Source organism: Limnohabitans sp. (assembly GCF_030158565.1).
GTDB lineage: Bacteria > Pseudomonadota > Gammaproteobacteria > Burkholderiales > Burkholderiaceae_C > Limnohabitans_A.
The window spans coordinates 1-15,671 of record NZ_JAOASQ010000037.1 but is presented as its reverse complement, the minus strand read 5'-3'; the positions used below and the strand labels follow the sequence as shown (position 1 = coordinate 15,671).

The 15,671-nt window shown below is 63.1% G+C and carries 15 protein-coding genes; 8 read left to right on the top strand and 7 right to left on the bottom strand.

Annotated features, from left to right (window positions below):
- Nucleotides 1–65: 65 nt before the first annotated feature.
- The 5 genes from Q1W40_RS07600 to Q1W40_RS07580 are packed head-to-tail and all read left to right on the top strand — an operon-like array spanning nucleotide 66 to nucleotide 4,466.
- Nucleotides 66–944, top strand: coding sequence for a helical backbone metal receptor (locus Q1W40_RS07600; RefSeq protein WP_300710637.1), 879 nt, complete (start codon nucleotides 66–68; stop codon nucleotides 942–944).
- Nucleotides 941–1,951, top strand: coding sequence for an iron ABC transporter permease (locus tag Q1W40_RS07595; RefSeq protein WP_300710635.1), 1,011 nt, complete (start codon nucleotides 941–943; stop codon nucleotides 1,949–1,951). The genes Q1W40_RS07600 and Q1W40_RS07595 overlap by 4 nt, the downstream gene beginning before the upstream one ends.
- The gene (locus Q1W40_RS07590) at nucleotides 1,948–2,715 is read left to right on the top strand and encodes an ABC transporter ATP-binding protein (RefSeq protein WP_300710633.1); all 768 of its coding nucleotides are present in this window, start codon (nucleotides 1,948–1,950) and stop codon (nucleotides 2,713–2,715) included. Before Q1W40_RS07595 ends, Q1W40_RS07590 begins: the two co-directional genes overlap by 4 nt.
- Nucleotides 2,712–4,202, top strand: a complete 1,491-nt coding sequence (locus Q1W40_RS07585) for a cobyric acid synthase (protein ID WP_300710631.1) — start codon at nucleotides 2,712–2,714, stop codon at nucleotides 4,200–4,202. The genes Q1W40_RS07590 and Q1W40_RS07585 overlap by 4 nt, the downstream gene beginning before the upstream one ends.
- 21 nt (nucleotides 4,203–4,223) lie before the next feature.
- Nucleotides 4,224–4,466: a glutaredoxin domain-containing protein gene (locus Q1W40_RS07580; protein WP_108322769.1), complete on the top strand. Its 243-nt coding sequence runs from the start codon at nucleotides 4,224–4,226 to the stop codon at nucleotides 4,464–4,466.
- Between the two features lie 3 nt (nucleotides 4,467–4,469).
- Here Q1W40_RS07580 and Q1W40_RS07575 read toward each other — a convergent pair whose 3' ends face one another.
- From Q1W40_RS07575 to nth, 5 genes are all read right to left on the bottom strand, one after another.
- Nucleotides 4,470–5,084 carry a DUF2894 domain-containing protein gene (locus Q1W40_RS07575; protein ID WP_300710628.1) on the bottom strand — a complete coding sequence of 205 codons (615 nt, stop codon included), beginning with the start codon at nucleotides 5,082–5,084 and terminating at the stop codon, nucleotides 4,470–4,472.
- Nucleotides 5,081–5,716: an OmpA family protein gene (locus Q1W40_RS07570; protein ID WP_300710626.1), complete on the bottom strand. Its 636-nt coding sequence runs from the start codon at nucleotides 5,714–5,716 to the stop codon at nucleotides 5,081–5,083. The genes Q1W40_RS07575 and Q1W40_RS07570 overlap by 4 nt, the downstream gene beginning before the upstream one ends.
- Entirely contained in the window at nucleotides 5,716–8,313 is a 2,598-nt protein-coding gene (locus Q1W40_RS07565) for a DUF802 domain-containing protein (protein ID WP_300710625.1), read from the bottom strand. Before Q1W40_RS07565 ends, Q1W40_RS07570 begins: the two co-directional genes overlap by 1 nt.
- Nucleotides 8,310–9,092: a DUF3348 family protein gene (locus Q1W40_RS07560; protein ID WP_108322766.1), complete on the bottom strand. Its 783-nt coding sequence runs from the start codon at nucleotides 9,090–9,092 to the stop codon at nucleotides 8,310–8,312. The genes Q1W40_RS07565 and Q1W40_RS07560 overlap by 4 nt, the downstream gene beginning before the upstream one ends.
- A 321-nt stretch (nucleotides 9,093–9,413) precedes the next feature.
- Complete coding sequence (gene nth / locus Q1W40_RS07555) at nucleotides 9,414–10,046, bottom strand: endonuclease III (RefSeq protein WP_300710622.1); 633 nt, start codon at nucleotides 10,044–10,046, stop codon at nucleotides 9,414–9,416.
- Nucleotides 10,047–10,101: 55 nt separating this feature from the next.
- Between nth and Q1W40_RS07550 the strand changes: the two genes are divergently transcribed.
- From Q1W40_RS07550 to Q1W40_RS07540, 3 genes are read left to right on the top strand one after another with little or no spacing between them, the layout of a single operon-like run.
- Entirely contained in the window at nucleotides 10,102–11,298 is a 1,197-nt protein-coding gene (locus Q1W40_RS07550) for a PLP-dependent aminotransferase family protein (protein ID WP_300710620.1), read from the top strand.
- A 3-nt stretch (nucleotides 11,299–11,301) separates the two neighbouring features.
- Nucleotides 11,302–12,117: an alpha/beta hydrolase gene (locus tag Q1W40_RS07545; RefSeq protein WP_300710618.1), complete on the top strand. Its 816-nt coding sequence runs from the start codon at nucleotides 11,302–11,304 to the stop codon at nucleotides 12,115–12,117.
- Nucleotides 12,118–12,127: 10 nt separating this feature from the next.
- Nucleotides 12,128–12,337: a DUF3820 family protein gene (locus Q1W40_RS07540; protein ID WP_300710616.1), complete on the top strand. Its 210-nt coding sequence runs from the start codon at nucleotides 12,128–12,130 to the stop codon at nucleotides 12,335–12,337.
- Nucleotides 12,338–12,466: 129 nt separating this feature from the next.
- Here Q1W40_RS07540 and serB read toward each other — a convergent pair whose 3' ends face one another.
- Nucleotides 12,467–13,207 carry a phosphoserine phosphatase SerB gene (gene serB, locus Q1W40_RS07535; protein ID WP_300710613.1) on the bottom strand — a complete coding sequence of 247 codons (741 nt, stop codon included), beginning with the start codon at nucleotides 13,205–13,207 and terminating at the stop codon, nucleotides 12,467–12,469.
- A gap of 32 nt (nucleotides 13,208–13,239) precedes the next feature.
- A partial coding sequence (gene mfd, locus Q1W40_RS07530; protein ID WP_300710611.1) for a transcription-repair coupling factor occupies nucleotides 13,240–15,671 on the bottom strand: 2,432 nt, incomplete at its 5' end.

Below are 15,671 nucleotides of genomic sequence, written 5' to 3'. Positions count from 1 at the left end.
TTTGCTGCACGCCAGAGATGAAGCGGGTCCTGCGCCAAGCCCGAAGTGAACGCGCGAGGCTGCACATGCATGGATGGAGAACGCTGCTCGTGTTCCTGGCCTTGTTGCTGGCGAGCGTTTGGGCCTTGGCGGTGACGGTGCAAGACGATCGCCAGCAAAAAATCGAGATCAGCAAAGCACCGCAGCGCATCGTGAGCTTGCTGCCTTCACTGACCGAAACCGTGTGCGCGTTGGGTGCCTGCCAGCGTTTGGTCGGGGTGGACCGTTATTCCAACTGGCCTGCATCGATTGCGCAAGTTTCCCGCGTGGGCGGTGGCATCGATCCGAACATCGAGAGCATCGTCGCGCTCAAGCCCGATCTGGTGTTGGCGGCGGGCTCGACACGTGGCGCAGACCGTTTGCAAGCACTGGGCCTGACGGTGTTGCGCCTGGAGCCGCGCACCCATGCCGATGCGCAACGCGTGCTGCGCACTGTGGGTGATGCCTTGTGGGTGTCCCCATCAGAAAGCGAACGCGTCTGGCGCGAGATCGAGTCGGGCGTGCAAGCCGCCGTGCAGTCACTCAGCCCGCTGGCACGCCAACAGCGGGTGTATTTTGAAGTCAGCTCTGCGCCTTACGGGGCCAGCGAAGCGTCCTTCATCGGCGAAACGCTCACGCGCATGGGGGTGGGCAACATCTTGCCGGCTTCGATGGGGCCGTTCCCACAGGTCAATCCCGAGTTCGTGGTGCGTGCCCAGCCTGACGTGATCATGGTGGGCGACAGCAGCCGCGCCAGCATGGCGCAGCGCCCGGGTTGGCCGGCCTTGCGTGCCATGCAGGCGCAACGCATTTGCGTGTTCAAGCCTGCCGAGTCCGACATGCTGGTGCGTGCCGGCCCGCGCATGGCCGAAGGCGCCAGGCTCATGGCCGATTGCCTGAACAAGGCCGCAGGGGCAGGGCGATGAGCGATCCGTCGCGTGCGCAACGCTGGGCCGTGCTGCTGCTGGTGGTCGGCGTGGTCACGGTGCTGCTGGGCACGGCGGCAGGCAGCCAGGGCTGGCAGGCTTGGTGGTCCGCGCAGGCCGATGCGGTGTCGCGCCAGATTGTTTTGGATATCCGACTGCCGCGGAGCCTGGGCGCCTGGCTGGGCGGCGGCCTGTTGGGCTTGGCCGGTGCCGTGGCGCAGGGCTTGTTTCGCAACCCGCTGGCCGATCCGTATTTGCTGGGCAGTGCCTCGGGCGCATCGCTGGGCGTGGGCACTTTTTTGAGCTTGTTCGGTGGCAGCGCCTGGGCCATGACTGGGTGGATGGGCTTGGGCCTCACGGGCGCGGCCTTTGTGGGGGCTGTGTTGGCCGTCATCCTGACTTTGCTCTTGGCGCGCGGCGTGCAGCAGACCCTGCGTTTGCTGCTGGCCGGTGTGGTAGTGGGGGTGGTTTTGGGTGCAGTCACCTCGATGCTGTCGTTGCTGCAGCCGCAGGTGCTGCAAGCCATGCAGGGCTTCATGCTGGGCTCTACCGCATTTGTCAGCTGGACGGCTTGCATCACCATGGCCCTTGTACTGGTCTTGTGTGTGGGTCTGGCCTGGACCTTTGCCCGCGTGCTGGATGCCTTGACGCTGGGCGAGTCCACGGCGCAAACATTGGGCGTGCCGCTGCGTTCTGCGCGCCTGGTGTTGGTGGGTGTGATTTCTCTGGCCACGGGGGCTGCCGTGGCGCATATCGGTCTGGTGGCGTTTGTGGGTCTGGCGGCACCGCACCTGGTGCGTTCTCTGGTGCGATGCACCCACGCGTGGCGCTTGCTGCTGGCCGCGCTCATGGGCGGCGCTTTGTTGGGCTTGGCCGATGTGCTGGCCCGCGTGCTGTTTGCGCCGCAAGAGTTGCCGGTGGGCGTGCTCACGGCGGTGCTGGGCGGCGGCTATCTGTTGTGGCGCGTGTACCGGGACACGCACCGCAGTGCAGGCGCAGCGCCATGAGCTTCGCCCTGCAAACCCGGCAACTGCAAGTGGACCTGGGCGGCCGCAGCGTGCTCAAAGGCCTTGACCTTCAGATCGCTGCAGGCCGCTGGACCTGCGTGGTTGGCCCCAACGGGGCGGGCAAATCCACTTTGCTCAGAACGCTGGCCGGTTTGTTGCCGCACAGCGGGCAGGTGCTCTGGCAGGGGCAAGCGCTCGAAACCCTGTCTCGCCGTGACCGTGGTTTGCAGCTGTCCTGGCTGGGGCAGGGCGAAGCCAGCACGATGGATTTGCGTGTGTGGGATGTGGCCATGTTGGGTCGCTTGCCACACCAAGGCTGGTTGGGTGCGCCCACCGACCAAGACGCCGAGATGGTAGAGGCCGCCCTGAAAGCCACCCAAGCTTGGGATTGGCGTGAACGCACGCTGGGCGAACTCTCGGGCGGTGAGCGCCAGCGCGTGTTGTTGGCCCGCGCCATGGCGGGCAATGCGCCGCTCATGCTGATGGACGAGCCCTTGGCCAACCTCGACCCGCCGCACCAAGTGGACTGGCTGGAGCAGGTGCATTGCCTGATCGCGCAAGGCACCACCGTGGTGAGTGTGTTGCACGAGATCGGCATGGCCTTGCACGCCGATGAAGTCATTGTTCTGGACGAGGGCCGCGTGCGCCACCACGGCGCTTGCAGCGATCCTGCGACCCACGCGGCCATCGAGTCGGTGTTCAACCACCGCATCCGTATTTGTGCGTTGGATGGCCAATGGGTGGTTTTGCCCCGCATCGCATGACAGCGCGCTGCATCATGGTGCTGGGCACGTCCAGCGGCGCGGGCAAGAGCTGGCTGACCACCGCGCTGTGCCGCCATTACGCCCGCCAGGGGCTCAAGGTCGCGCCCTTCAAGGCGCAGAACATGAGCAACAACGCCCGGGTGGTGGCCCGTGCCAACGGGCTCAGTGGGCTGGGCGAGATCGGCAGCGCGCAATACTTTCAGGCGCTGGCGGCCAGGGCTGAGCCCGATGTGCGCATGAACCCTTTGCTGCTCAAGCCCGAGGCCGACACGCACAGCCAGGTCGTGCTGCTGGGGGAGGTCAGCGAAGCACTGAGCCACACGCCCTGGCACGAACGCAGCGACAAAGTCTGGCCCCCCATTGCGGCGGCGCTGGATGCGCTGATCGCCGAAAACGATGTGGTGGTGATCGAAGGCGCAGGCTCGCCCGCCGAGATCAACCTCATGCACAGCGACATCGTCAACCTGCGCGTGGCCCGCCACGCCAAGGCCCGCTGCCTGCTGGTGACCGACATCGACAAAGGTGGCGCCTTTGCCCATTTGTATGGCACTTGGGCGCTGCTGCCACCTGAGGACCAGCAACGCATTCAGGGCTTTGTGCTCAACAAGTTCCGGGGCGATGCCCGCTTGCTGACCCCGGCGCCCGAGATGCTGCAACAACTGACCGGCGTGCCCACTGTGGCGGTGCTGCCCATGTGGTGGCAGCACGGCCTGCCCGAAGAAGATGGCGTGTTCGACGACCGCAGCCGCGCCAACGGGGTGGTGACGCGCACGGTGGCCGTGATCGCTTACCCGCGCATCAGCAATTTGGATGAATTTCAGCCGCTCAAGAACGTGCCTGGCGTGCGTTTGCTCTGGGCGCGATCGCCTGCCGACCTGGCGGGTTTGCAGGTCAGCGATTGGGTGATCTTGCCCGGCAGCAAACACACCAGCAGCGATTTGGCCTGGCTGCGCCAGCAGGGTCTGGATGCGGCCGTGGCCAGCCACGCTCGCAAGGGCGGGGCGGTGCTGGGCATTTGCGGTGGCCTGCAAATGCTGGGCGAAGCCCTTGTCGACACCCACGGCATTGACGGCAATGCGCCGGGTCTGGGCTTGTTGCCCTTGGTCACGCAGTTCGCACCTGACAAAACCGTGGTGAAAACCCGGGCCGTGTTCGGGCAGGTGCATGGCGCATGGGCTGCTTTGAGCGGGGTTGAAGTCGCGGGCTACGAAATCCACCATGGCCAAACCCAGGGCCACAGCGCCATGCTGGCGGGTGGCGCGGTGCTGCACGAAGTCATGCCTGGGCTGGCTTGGCAAAGCGGTGACGGCCAGTTCAAGGGGCAGATTTTGGGCACCTATCTGCACGGCCTGTTCGAATGTCCGGCGGTGCTGCATGCCCTCTTTGGTGCGCAGGCCCCCACCCTGGAGACGGTGTTCGACGGCTTGGCCGATTTCGTTGAGCAGCACTTTGCGCCACAGGTTTTGGCCCGATTGGCCGCGGCCTGAGGGACCGCTAGAATCTGGCCCATGGAACTCAAAATCGTCGTTTACTCCAAGTCCGCATGCCCCCAATGCGAGTCCGCCAAGATGGTGCTCAAGACCAAGTCGTTGGCTTTTGAAGAAATCAAGATCGACAGCGAAGAAGAGCGCATGGCGTTCTATGAAAAATGCGGTCCATCGGTTCGCCAGATGCCGCAAATTTTCATCAACGACCAGCGTGTGGGTGGCCTGGCCGGTTTGCAAGCTGCTTTGGCGCAGCTCGGCCGCTGAAGCTCACTTTTTGGCTTTCACCACCGAGGGGTTTTTCTTCGGTGATGCTGCGGCCTTGCCTGCCTCCTCCAGGCTGAGCAAGGTGTCCACATAATTGATGAACCGGTTCAGGTAATCCGGTGACGCATCGCGCATCAGACCCAGAGAGCGCAACACCAGCATGTGTGAGTTGATGGGCCCTGCATTTTGCGGCGCCATCGCTATGGCCTGTTTCACCTGTTTTTGCACACTGATCTTGTTCAGCTGTTTTTTGAACTGCTGAATCTTGGTGCTTTCTGCACGCCAAGCGCTGGGCTTGCTGGCCTGCGTGCTCGGCGCAGTCAGTGGTGCTGTGGTGTGCTGCGCCATCTCGCTGAGCAGCGTCGCCAAAGGCGAGGGGGATGTGTCTGAACCCTGGGCTGCTGGTGGGGCTTCATCCAATTTGCGTTTGAATTGCGCCAAAGCCTTGGTCAGCCTGTCGTTGAGCAATGCCTGTGCATGACCGGTTTGCGCGCGTGCGCGCTGACTGAGCACTTCGATGTAATGCCAGCCCACCGCGTCAAAGCGCGCAGCGCCAGCATCGCGCAGGGATGTTTGCAAGGCCTCCAGGGCTGAGCACGCGGACAAGGCTTGGCTCATGGCTTGCTGGCGTTCGAGGATTTGGGCACTGGCGCCATCTCCACGCGGCGGTTCTGGGCGCGTGCTTTTTCGTTGTTGTTGGCCACCAGCGGTTGTTCTTGCCCGAAGGCTGCAGCAAACAGCATGGACGAGGGCATGCCTTCTTCGATCAAGGTCCGCGTCACCGTCAAAGCGCGCTGGGCCGACAGTTCCCAGTTGTCTTCAAACTGCCGATTGCGGCTCTTGATGGACTGGTCATCGGTGAAGCCGCTGACCATCAGCATTTCATCGCGTGACTGCAAATAACTGCGCAAGGGCATGACCAGGCTTTTGAGCAGTTTGCGGCCTTCGGGTTCGAGCTTGTCGGAGTTCAGTTCAAACAAGAGCTTGCCGCTGATGCCGATGCGGCCATTGTTCAAAGTGATGCGCCCACTGGCCAGCGGAACGGCCAAGGCTTTTTCCAGCGACATGCGCTTTTGTTCTTCGATCTGGCGCTTTTGCACCTCGTTTTCGAGCTTGGAGGCCATGTCCAGCTGAGCGGCCATGACGCCCACCAGCAGCAACACAAAAGCGCCCAGCAGGCCAGTCATCAGATCGGCAAACGAGATCCAGACCGGCGAGGTGGACTCGACGTCTGCGTCTTGCTCGAGCATCACGCGGCTCCTTGCGCAGCGTGTTGTTGCAGCGTTTCCAGCACGTCTTTTTGCGAGGTGATGCTCAGGTCAATGATTTCGCGGGCTTGGGCCACGTAATAGGCCAGCTGTTCGTCGCTGCGGGTCATGGACTTGTCCATGGCTTGCTCGATGCGCTGCAGGTTGTTCATCAGCTTTTCGTTGGTCTCGTTGAACGATCTCACCGCAAAGGCGAAGGTCTCGCCCAGGCTGGCCACGTCCACGGCGCTGGCCGTCACTTGCGCTGCGATGTCGCCCAGCTTGGCCGACTCACTGCTCACATGGGCGATGAACTGGCTGTTGGCCTGGTTCAGGGTGGCGGCCGATGAGCTGACCAAGCTGTCGATCACGCTGCGCTGCTCGGTCGATGCATGGTTGATCGCATTCAGCAAATTGCTGAGGGTGTCCATGATGCGGGTGCGCTCTTCCAGCAGCGCGTTGTCGCGGGCCACGCTGACCGAGATTTCCTGGCGCAGCTGGCCAATGACTTCAGCTGCGGCCTTGGGCGCTTCGGATGCGGTCTCGATCAGGCGGGTGATCGGGTCTTCCAGCGCGGTGCCCAAAGTGCTCAGGTGTGCGGTCACGGCGGTTTGCAACTCGCTCAAGCGGGCCACGGCGGCTTCGCCGCGCGCGTCTTCCGCTTCGCGCAGGGCCGACAGTTCGGTGCGCAGCAGGGCGCTGAGTTCTTCCGAGCGCTGGGTGTGTTGGGCCGCCCATTGCGCTTCGGAGGCGATGCGCGCACGCATGAGCTCTTCGCTGCTGGTGATGAGGCGAGTGACCTCGGACAGGGTTTGCGTGGCTTGCGTCTGGGTGTGCGTGGTGATCGCTTGCGCGGTCTGGCTCAAGGTGTCGCAGATGGCTTGCTGTTGTGCCAGCGTCTGTGCCCCTGAGGTTTGCCATTGCTGGCCCAGTGCGGCGGCGGTGCTTTCCAAGGAGGCCGTGAAGGCGTTCAGACGCGCCTGATCGGCGGCTTCGCGCTCGCTGTGCACACGTTGGATGTCGGCCAGGGTCTGGCTGGTGCGGGCCTGTACCTGTTCGGTGACCTGCGTGGCGGTGTGTGTGAGCGTGTCGCAAATTTGCTGTTGCTGCGCCAGTGTCTTGTCGCCCGCGCTTTGCCATTGGCTTTGCAGCGTGGCGGCCATGGCGTCGAGCGAGGCCTTCCAGGCGTCCAGCCTTTGCTGGTCTTGGCTGGCGTGTTCGGTCTGCACGCGCTGGATGTCGGCCAGCGTCTGGCTGGCCTGGCTTTGCACCTGGGTGGTGATGGCTTGGGCCGTTTGGGTGAGGGTGTCGCAAATGGCCTGTTGTTGGGCCAGTGTCTGGCTGCCCGAGGCTTGCCATTGGCTGCCCAGCGATGTGGCCAGGCTCTCGAGCGAGGCTTTCCAGGCGTCCAGGCGCTGCTGGTCGGCATGGCCTTGCTGGTTCTGCTGCTCGGCCTGAGCGGCCTGTATCTGGGCCAGCAGGGACTGGCTGCGCTGCTCAAATGTCTGGCTGAAGCCGTCCAGCGTCTGGCCCACGCGCTCGAGCATGGCGGTGCTGCTGGCCTCGTGTTGGGCCAGGGCTGTGCTGTAGGTTTGCGCCACACCTGCCGCCGTGGCACTGAACTGGGCATTGAGTTCGGCCAGTTGCTGCTGTGTGCTCTGCTGCAATTGGGCGTTCATGCTTTGCGCCTGCTCGGCCATCTGCGTCATGGTCGCCTGCACCACAGGGCGGATGCCATCGCTGGCCACTTGCATGCTCTGGCTCAAGCTGGTGCGCAGCGATTGGTCCACCGATTGGGCCAGGCCTGTGTAGGCGGTGTGGACTTCCTGGTGAAAGCTTTTTTGATTGGCCATCAAGCGTTCATTGATCTGCTCGCTGGTCTGGGCCATCTGCTCCATCATGGCCTGCAGTTGCGTGACCACTTGGGGCAAGGCTTGCGATTGTTGTTGCAAGGCCTTGAAGGTTTCCTGGCGCTGGTGCGTCAGCGAGAAGCCGCGCAGCTGCGTGGCGATGCAGCTGTCCAGTGTTTGGCTTGCTTGGGCACGCTCGCGCCGCGCCAAACTGCTCATCAGGCCCAGCATGGCCGATGTGGCCACACCTGCGACCGAGGTGCCAAAGGCCAGGCCCAGGCCTTTGATGGGTTCAGAAAATGCGGCGCGGATGCCCGCCACGTTGCTGGAGCCCTCGAGCGCAAAGACCGCACCATTGAGCGTGACCACCATGCCCAAAAACGTGCCCAGCATGCCCAGCATGACCAAGAGACCCACTAAATAGGGCGTGAGCGCCGGACCTGGCAAACCTTGGCGTTCGCCTTCAACGCGTTGGCGCACGGCGTTTTGCAGCGAGGCGGGCAGGGTGATCAGCCAGTCGCTCAGGTGTTGCAAATCGGCCGGGATGTCGCTCAGGGCCTGGTTCAGTGCAGCAGTGGTGTCGCGGTAATGGCGCAGCTCCAGTGCCGCAAACACATACACCGCGCCAATGACCGCTGTCATCACCAAGACCAGAAAGTGGCTGCTGGCCACCGCCGCAGCCACCCAGAGGACGGCCAATGCGCCAAGTGCAAATGCGATCAGGAACGAATGTCGACTCAGACGGTTCATGGAGAGGGAGTGCTTTCTTGGTTGAATGCTTCAAGCAGGCCCAGGGCCGGTTGCAGCCGGGTGTCCAGCTCGGCCAGCAAGGCGGTGCGCATTTGCTGGCGCCAGGGCAAAAGCCAGGCGTCGGGCTTGAGGCGGGGGGCATTGACGTCTTCCGCCAAGGCTTCGGCCTGCTTCTTGAGGTGTTGTTTGAGGGCTTGCGTGAAGCGTTTTTCCAGCAGCTTTGGCACTTTGCCCAGCAGCATCGCTTCGCGCTCGCTGAGGATGTTTTCAAAACTGGCGTCCAGCGCTGCCAATTGCTGCAAGGCGGGCGAGCTTTTGGCCAGCTGGCCTCGCAGTTGCGAGCGCAGGGTGCGAACTTGGTTTTCCATCTGGCGCTGGTGCGCCGCATAAAACCGCCGGTAGGGCTCAAAGGCGATCTTGGGCTCGATCGGCTCATCGAGTGTGGCCGGTGGCATGTCGATGCGGGTCAGCCCGGTGCCCGAGGGGGCGCCTTGCGCGATGGACTGCTCCAGCGCGGCTTTGAATTTCTCGACGTGTCGGCCCAAGGCCTCGGGCGTCATCAGGCCTGCGCGGCGCTGGTGTGCAGGCAGCGTGGCAGGCGCTTGCGGCTCGGGGTTCAGCAGGCCGTGCAAGGCAATGGCCTGGCGAAAATCCAGCCAGTCGCCCAGTTTTTGGCCCACATCTTCCGTGGCTTGGACGGCCTCGATCATGGCGTTCTCGGTCAGAAAACGCACAAGTCTGGAACTGTTGAGGTGGGCACGCGGCAGGGCTCGCGTCATGGACGGGTGTGTTTGGGGTTGGGGTTCAAAACAGAGCTGCTCACCGTTGGCGCGACGCTCACAGAGCGCAGGGCTTGGTGCAGTCAATTCAGCAAAATTGTGATTTTACCCGCCGAAAGTATGGACCCCCGATCAAGTCGGGGGTGACGATTTGGGGGGCGACGCCTCGGAATAGGGGGGAATGTCGCTCGGTGGGCGTGACGTCCCGCTGGGGTGATGCTGCGGGGGAGGGCTGACGGGGGTGCTGGCGTTCAAGCTTGGCTGATCCGAATGTGTCATACCCGGCTTGACCGGGTATCCATGAACCCTGCACCTTGAATTTCAAGTTGTTTTGGGCTTGAAATCGCAAAACGCCGACACCGAGCACTGCCCGCACATCGGCTTGCGCGCTTGGCACACATAGCGGCCGTGCAAGATCAACCAATGGTGCGCGTCCACCAGGTACTTGGCCGGGATGCGCTTGAGCAGTTTGAGTTCCACTTCCAAAGGCGTTTTACCCGGTGCCAGGCCCGTGCGGTTGCCCATGCGGAAGATGTGCGTGTCCACCGCCATGGTCGCTTCGCCAAAGGCCGAGTTGAGCACCACATTGGCCGTTTTGCGGCCCACCCCGGGCAGTGCTTCCAGGGCTTCACGGCTGCGGGGCACCTGGCCGCCGTGCTGCTCCACCAAAATGCGGCAGGTCTCCATCAGGTGTTTGGCTTTGCTGCGGTACAGGCCAATGGTCTTGATGTAGCCCTCCAGCCCCTCCAGCCCGAGGTTCAGAATTTTTTGCGGCGAGCCTGCTACCGGGAACAACTTGCGTGTGGCCTTGTTCACGCCCACGTCGGTGGCCTGGGCCGACAACAGCACGGCGGCCAGCAGCTCAAAGACGCTGGTGTATTCCAGCTCGGTCACAGGCATGGGGTTGGCGGCTTGCAGCGTGGCAAAAAAAGATTCGATCTGTGCGGGCTTCATGGTCTTTGGATGTTGGCAAAATGAGGGCCAATTCAACCCGGGAAGATACACCACCATGTCTTTGCAATTTGCCGACCGCCTGAACAACGTCGAAACCTCCGCCATCCGTGAGCTGTTCAAGCTCTTGGGCAAGCCGGGCATCATCAGTTTTGCGGGCGGCTTTCCTGACAGCGCCATGTTTGACGTGGAGGGCATCCGCGAAGCCAGCAACGCGGCTTTGGCGCAAGACCCGGGCGCTGCCCTGCAATACGGCGCGACCGAAGGCTTTGGTCCGCTGCGCGAGCAACTGGCGCACTTCATGGGCCAAAAAGGCGCGAAAGACGTGACGGCTGAACAGCTGATCGTGACCACCGGCAGCCAGCAAGCGCTGGATTTGATCGGTAAAACCATGATCAGCCCCGGCGACAAGGTGATCGTGGAAGGCCCGACCTTTTTGGCCACCATCCAGTGCTTCCGTTTGTATGGGGCCGAACTCATCAGCGCCCCGGTGGACGGCCATGGTGTGAAGACCGACGAGCTCGAAAAGCTGATCGCCGAGCACAAGCCCAAGTTCGTTTATTTGATTCCCACCTTTGGTAACCCGAGTGGTGCCTTGCTGAGCGCCGAGCGCCGCCAGCAGGTGCTTAAGATGGCCGTCAAACACCAGACCCTGATCGTCGAAGACGACCCTTATGGCGATCTGTTTTTTGGCGAAGCGCCGCCGCCCAGCTTGTTGGCCATGAGCCCATCGGTGCCCGGCAGCCGCGAGCTGCTGGTGCATTGCGGCTCGCTGTCCAAAGTCTTGTCGCCTGGCCTGCGCGTGGGCTGGATGATCGCCCCGGCCGAGTTGCTGGCCCGAGCCACCATGTGCAAACAGTTCAGCGATGCCCACACCAGCACCTTTGCCCAGGCCACTGCTGCGCAATACCTGAAGGCTGGCCGCATGCCCGCCACGCTGGACAAGGTGCGCGCTGTGTACGCCAAGCGCGCTCAAACCATGGGCGATGCGCTGCGCCGTGAATTGGGCGATGCGGTCGAGTTTGTGCAACCTCAGGGCGGCCTGTTCGTCTGGGCGCGCCTCACAGGCGCAGGCGGTAAGGTGGCTGACGGCAATGTGTTCGCCAAGCGCGCCATCGACAACGGCGTGGCCTTTGTGCCCGGTGCGCCTTTCTTCTGCGCCAACCCCGACCACGCCACCTTCCGCCTCAGTTTTGCGACCGTAGGCGAAGACAAGATCCTTGAAGGCGTTGCGCGTTTGGCCAAGGCCTTGTAAGCCATGGCCGCCAGCACCGAACTGTGCATCGACGTCAAGGGCACCGAAGTCTGGCTGCAAGGGCAGGGCGATGAAGTTGTGCTCATGCTGCACGGCTGGCCCGACACCCGTGCCCTGTGGGACGGCACCGTGGCCGCACTGCAAGACCGCGCCACCTGCGCCCGCCTGACGCTGCCCGGCTTTGAATCCGGCCCTGCAGCCACGAGCCTGGACGACATGTGCCAGCTGCTGCGCCAGGTGGTGGACCGCATCAGCCCCGACCAGCCCGTCACGCTGATGCTGCACGACTGGGGCTGCATTTTTGGTTACGAATTCGCCATGCGCCACGCTGATCGGGTGGCCCGCGTGGTGGCGGTGGACGTGGGCGACCACAACTCGAGGGCTTTGCTGCGCAGCTGGGGCGCGAAGGCAAAACTGTCGGTCATGGGCTACCAAGTGTGGCTGGCCCTGGCCTGGAAGCTGGGGCACAGTTTCAGCGAAAGCTTGGGCACCCGCATGACCCGCGCCATGGCCCGCTGGCTGCGCTGCCCCACCGATCCTGCCGCGATCACCCACAAGATGAACTACCCCTACGCCATGCAGTGGTTCGGCACGGCGGGTGGGTTCAAAGGTGCGGCTCAAATCAAATTACCGATGCCGCTGCTGTTTGTCTATGGCGAGCGCAAGCCCTTCATGTTCCATTCTTCCCGATGGTTGGAGCAAGTCGCCGCCAAGCCCGGCAGTGCGGTGCAAGGCCTGCCCAGTGGGCATTGGGTGATGATTTCGCGGCCTGAAGCGTTTCATGCCCGGGTGCGTGAATGGCTCTGGGGCAAGGTGTGAGGGAGAAGATATGCAAGCCGATGACCTGATGAAACTCGTCAACACGCCCATGCCCTTTGGCAAACACAAGGGTGTGCTGATCGCCGACTTGCCAGGCAACTACCTCAACTGGTTTGCCCGCGAGGGCTTCCCCAAAGGCGAGATCGGCCGCTTGCTGCAGCTGATGCAGGAGATCGACCACAACGGTCTGAAGGACCTGCTGCGGCCCCTGCGCCGCTGAGGCTGCCTGTAGGAGCGGCGCCCTCGCCGCGAAAGACTGCTCGCAGTTCACAACCCATCGCCCCGAGGGCGGGGCTCCCACAAAGCTGTAGGAGCAACGCCCCGTCGCGATAGAGCCTCGGTAAAACGCTCAGGCCTTAACGACTTCCAGCAGGCGGTCCAGCCCACCTTCGTTGATCGCCACCATGGCCTGCTCACGCACCTTGGGTTTGGCGTGATAGGCCACAGACAAACCGGCGGCCCCCATCATGGGCAAGTCGTTCGCGCCGTCGCCCATGGCGATGCATTCATGCGCCTCTATGCCCAGCAACGAAGCCACTTCCAGCAAGGTACGGCGTTTCTCGGCCCCATCGCAAATGTCGCCCCAGCTTTGCATGACCAGGCCGCCCGTGAGTTCACCGCCCTCGATTTCCAGTCGATTGGAGCGGGCAAAGTCGATCTTCAGCCGGTCTTTGACGCGGTCTGCGAAGAAAGTGAAACCGCCCGACACCAGCAGCACCTTCATGCCTGCCTTCTGACAGGCGGCGATCAAGTCGGCTGCGCCGGGGTTGATCTTCAGGCGCTCGGTGTAGACGCGCTCCATGTCGGCCAGCGTCACGCCCTTGAGCAGCGCCAGACGGCGGCGCAGGCTGTCTTTGAAGTCGGTGATCTCGCCGCGCATGGCGGCCTCGGTGATGGCCGCCACCTCGGCCTTGCGGCCCACGGCATCGGCGATCTCGTCCACGCACTCGATGCTGATGAGCGTGGAGTCCATGTCAAACGCGATGAGTTTGAACTGAGACAACGAAATGGGGGCTGTGAAGCCCTGAATAACGAGGCCGGGGGCAAACTCGGTGGGGGATGAGTTGGGGCGGGAGGTGGCGGTGGTCATGGGTCAGGATTATCGAAGATCGTTGAAGGGTCTCAGGCCGTAGCTGTTTCGGTCTTGGGCTGGCCCAATGAGCGAAGCACATCGCGCACCATTTGCGCACGCGCCTTGGGGTCGGGCAGTTCGCGTTCGATGCGCAGTTTGTCGTTGCCCGCCAGCTTGATGTGTTTGTTTTTCTGGATCAGGCCAATGATGGCCATGGGGTCCACGGGTGGGTTGGGTTTGAAGGTGATCTGGATGACGCCCGGGGCGGCATCGACCTTGATGACGCCATAGGGCTGGGTCAGCACGCGCAGGCGGTGCACGTCCACCAGGGTCTGCGCTTGTGCGGGTAGCTTGCCAAAGCGGTCCACGATTTCTTCGAGCAGGGCGTCGATCTGGTCGGTGGTTTTGGCGGTGGCCAGTTTTTTGTAGAAGCTCAGGCGCAGGTGCACGTCGCCGCAATAGTCGTTGGGCAGCAGGGCGGGGGCGTGCAGGTTGATGTCGGTGGTGACCGTCAGAGGGTTGAGCAAATCGGGCTCTTTGCCCGCCTTGAGGCTGCGCACCGCTTCGGACAGCATTTCGTTGTAGAGCTGAAAGCCCACTTCGAGCATGTTGCCGCTCTGGTTTTCGCCCAGCACCTCGCCTGCGCCGCGGATCTCCAGGTCGTGCATGGCCAGGTAAAAGCCGCTGCCCAGTTCTTCCATCTGCTGGATCGCGTCCAGCCGCTGGGCGGCTTGTTTGGTCAGGCCTTCGATCTCGGGCACCATCAAATAGGCATAGGCTTGGTGGTGCGAGCGGCCCACGCGCCCGCGCAGCTGGTGCAGCTGGGCCAGGCCGAACTTGTCGGCGCGTGAAATCACGATGGTGTTGGCCGTGGGCACGTCGATGCCGGTCTCGATGATGGTCGAGCACAGCAAGATGTTGTAGCGCTGGGCCACAAAGTCGCGCATCACGCGCTCCAGCTCGCGCTCGGGCATCTGGCCGTGGGCCACGGCGATGCGGGCTTCGGGCAGGATTTCTTCGAGCTTCTGGCGGCGGTTTTCGATGGTCTCGACTTCGTTGTGCAAAAAGTAGCACTGGCCGCCGCGTTTGAGTTCGCGCAGTACCGCCTCGCGGATGACGCCCGTGCCCTCATTGCGCACAAAGGTCTTGATGGCCAGGCGGCGCTGCGGCGCGGTGGCGATCACGCTCAAATCGCGCAGCCCTTCGAGCGCCATGCCCATGGTGCGGGGGATGGGGGTGGCCGTGAGCGTCAGCACATCGACCTCGGCACGCAGGGCTTTCATGGCCTCTTTGTGCCGCACGCCAAAGCGGTGTTCTTCGTCGATGATCAAGAGGCCCAGGTTCTTGAAGTGGGTTTTTTCGGACAGCAGCTTGTGCGTGCCGACCACGATGTCCACCGTGCCGTCCTCGATGCCTTTCATGGCCGCCGTGACTTCCTTGCCCGAACGGAAGCGCGAGACCTCGGCCACCTTGACGGGCCATTTGGCAAAGCGGTCTTTGAGCGTCTGGTAATGCTGCTCGGCCAGCAGCGTGGTGGGGGCCAGCAGGGCAACCTGCTTGCCGCCCGTCACAGCCACAAAGGCGGCGCGCAGGGCGACTTCGGTCTTGCCAAAACCCACGTCGCCGCAGACCAGGCGGTCCATGGGGCGGGGGCTGATCATGTCTTGAATGACGCAGTGGATGGCGGCCTTTTGGTCGGCGGTTTCCTCAAAGCCGAAGTCGTTGGCAAAGGTCTCGTAGTCCTGCGGGCTGTAGCGGAAAGGATGGCCCTCTCGTGCGGCGCGGCGGGCGTAGATGTTGAGCAACTCGGCGGCGGCGTCGCGCACCTGTTCGGCGGCGCGGCGTTTGGCCTTTTCCCATTGGCCACAGCCCAGCTTGTGCAGGGGCGCTTCATCGGCGCTCACGCCGGTGTAGCGGCCAATCAGCTGCAGCTGGCTCACGGGCACATAGAGCGTGGCCTTGTCGGCGTATTCCAGGTGCAAAAACTCTTGCAGCGCAGGCGTGCCATCGTGGTTTTTCTGGCCCATGTCCATGTTGACCAGACCGCGATACCGGCCAATGCCGTGTTGGCTGTGCACCACCGGGTCGCCCACGTTCAGCTCGCTCAGGTCCTTGATCAGCGCTTCCACGTCGCTGACCTGTTCCTGCTTTTTGCGGCGGCGCGTGGTGGGGCCTGCGGCAAACAGTTCGGTTTCGGTGACCAGGTCGATGCCGTGCTCAAACCAATGAAAACCACTGACCAGCGCGGCGGTGGCCATGCCGATTTTTTCGTCGCTGGCCAAAAAGTCTTGGAGACTGTCAAACACCGGGGGCGTGAGGCCGCTGGAACGAACGAAGTCCATCAGGCTTTCGCGGCGGCCATCGCTCTCGGCCAGGATCAGCACGCGGCTGGCACTGCTGCGGATGTGCGCTTGCAATCTGGCCAGGGGGTCTTCGGCACCGCGCACCACCGTCAGCTCGGGCAGGGGCTGGGCCAGGGTGT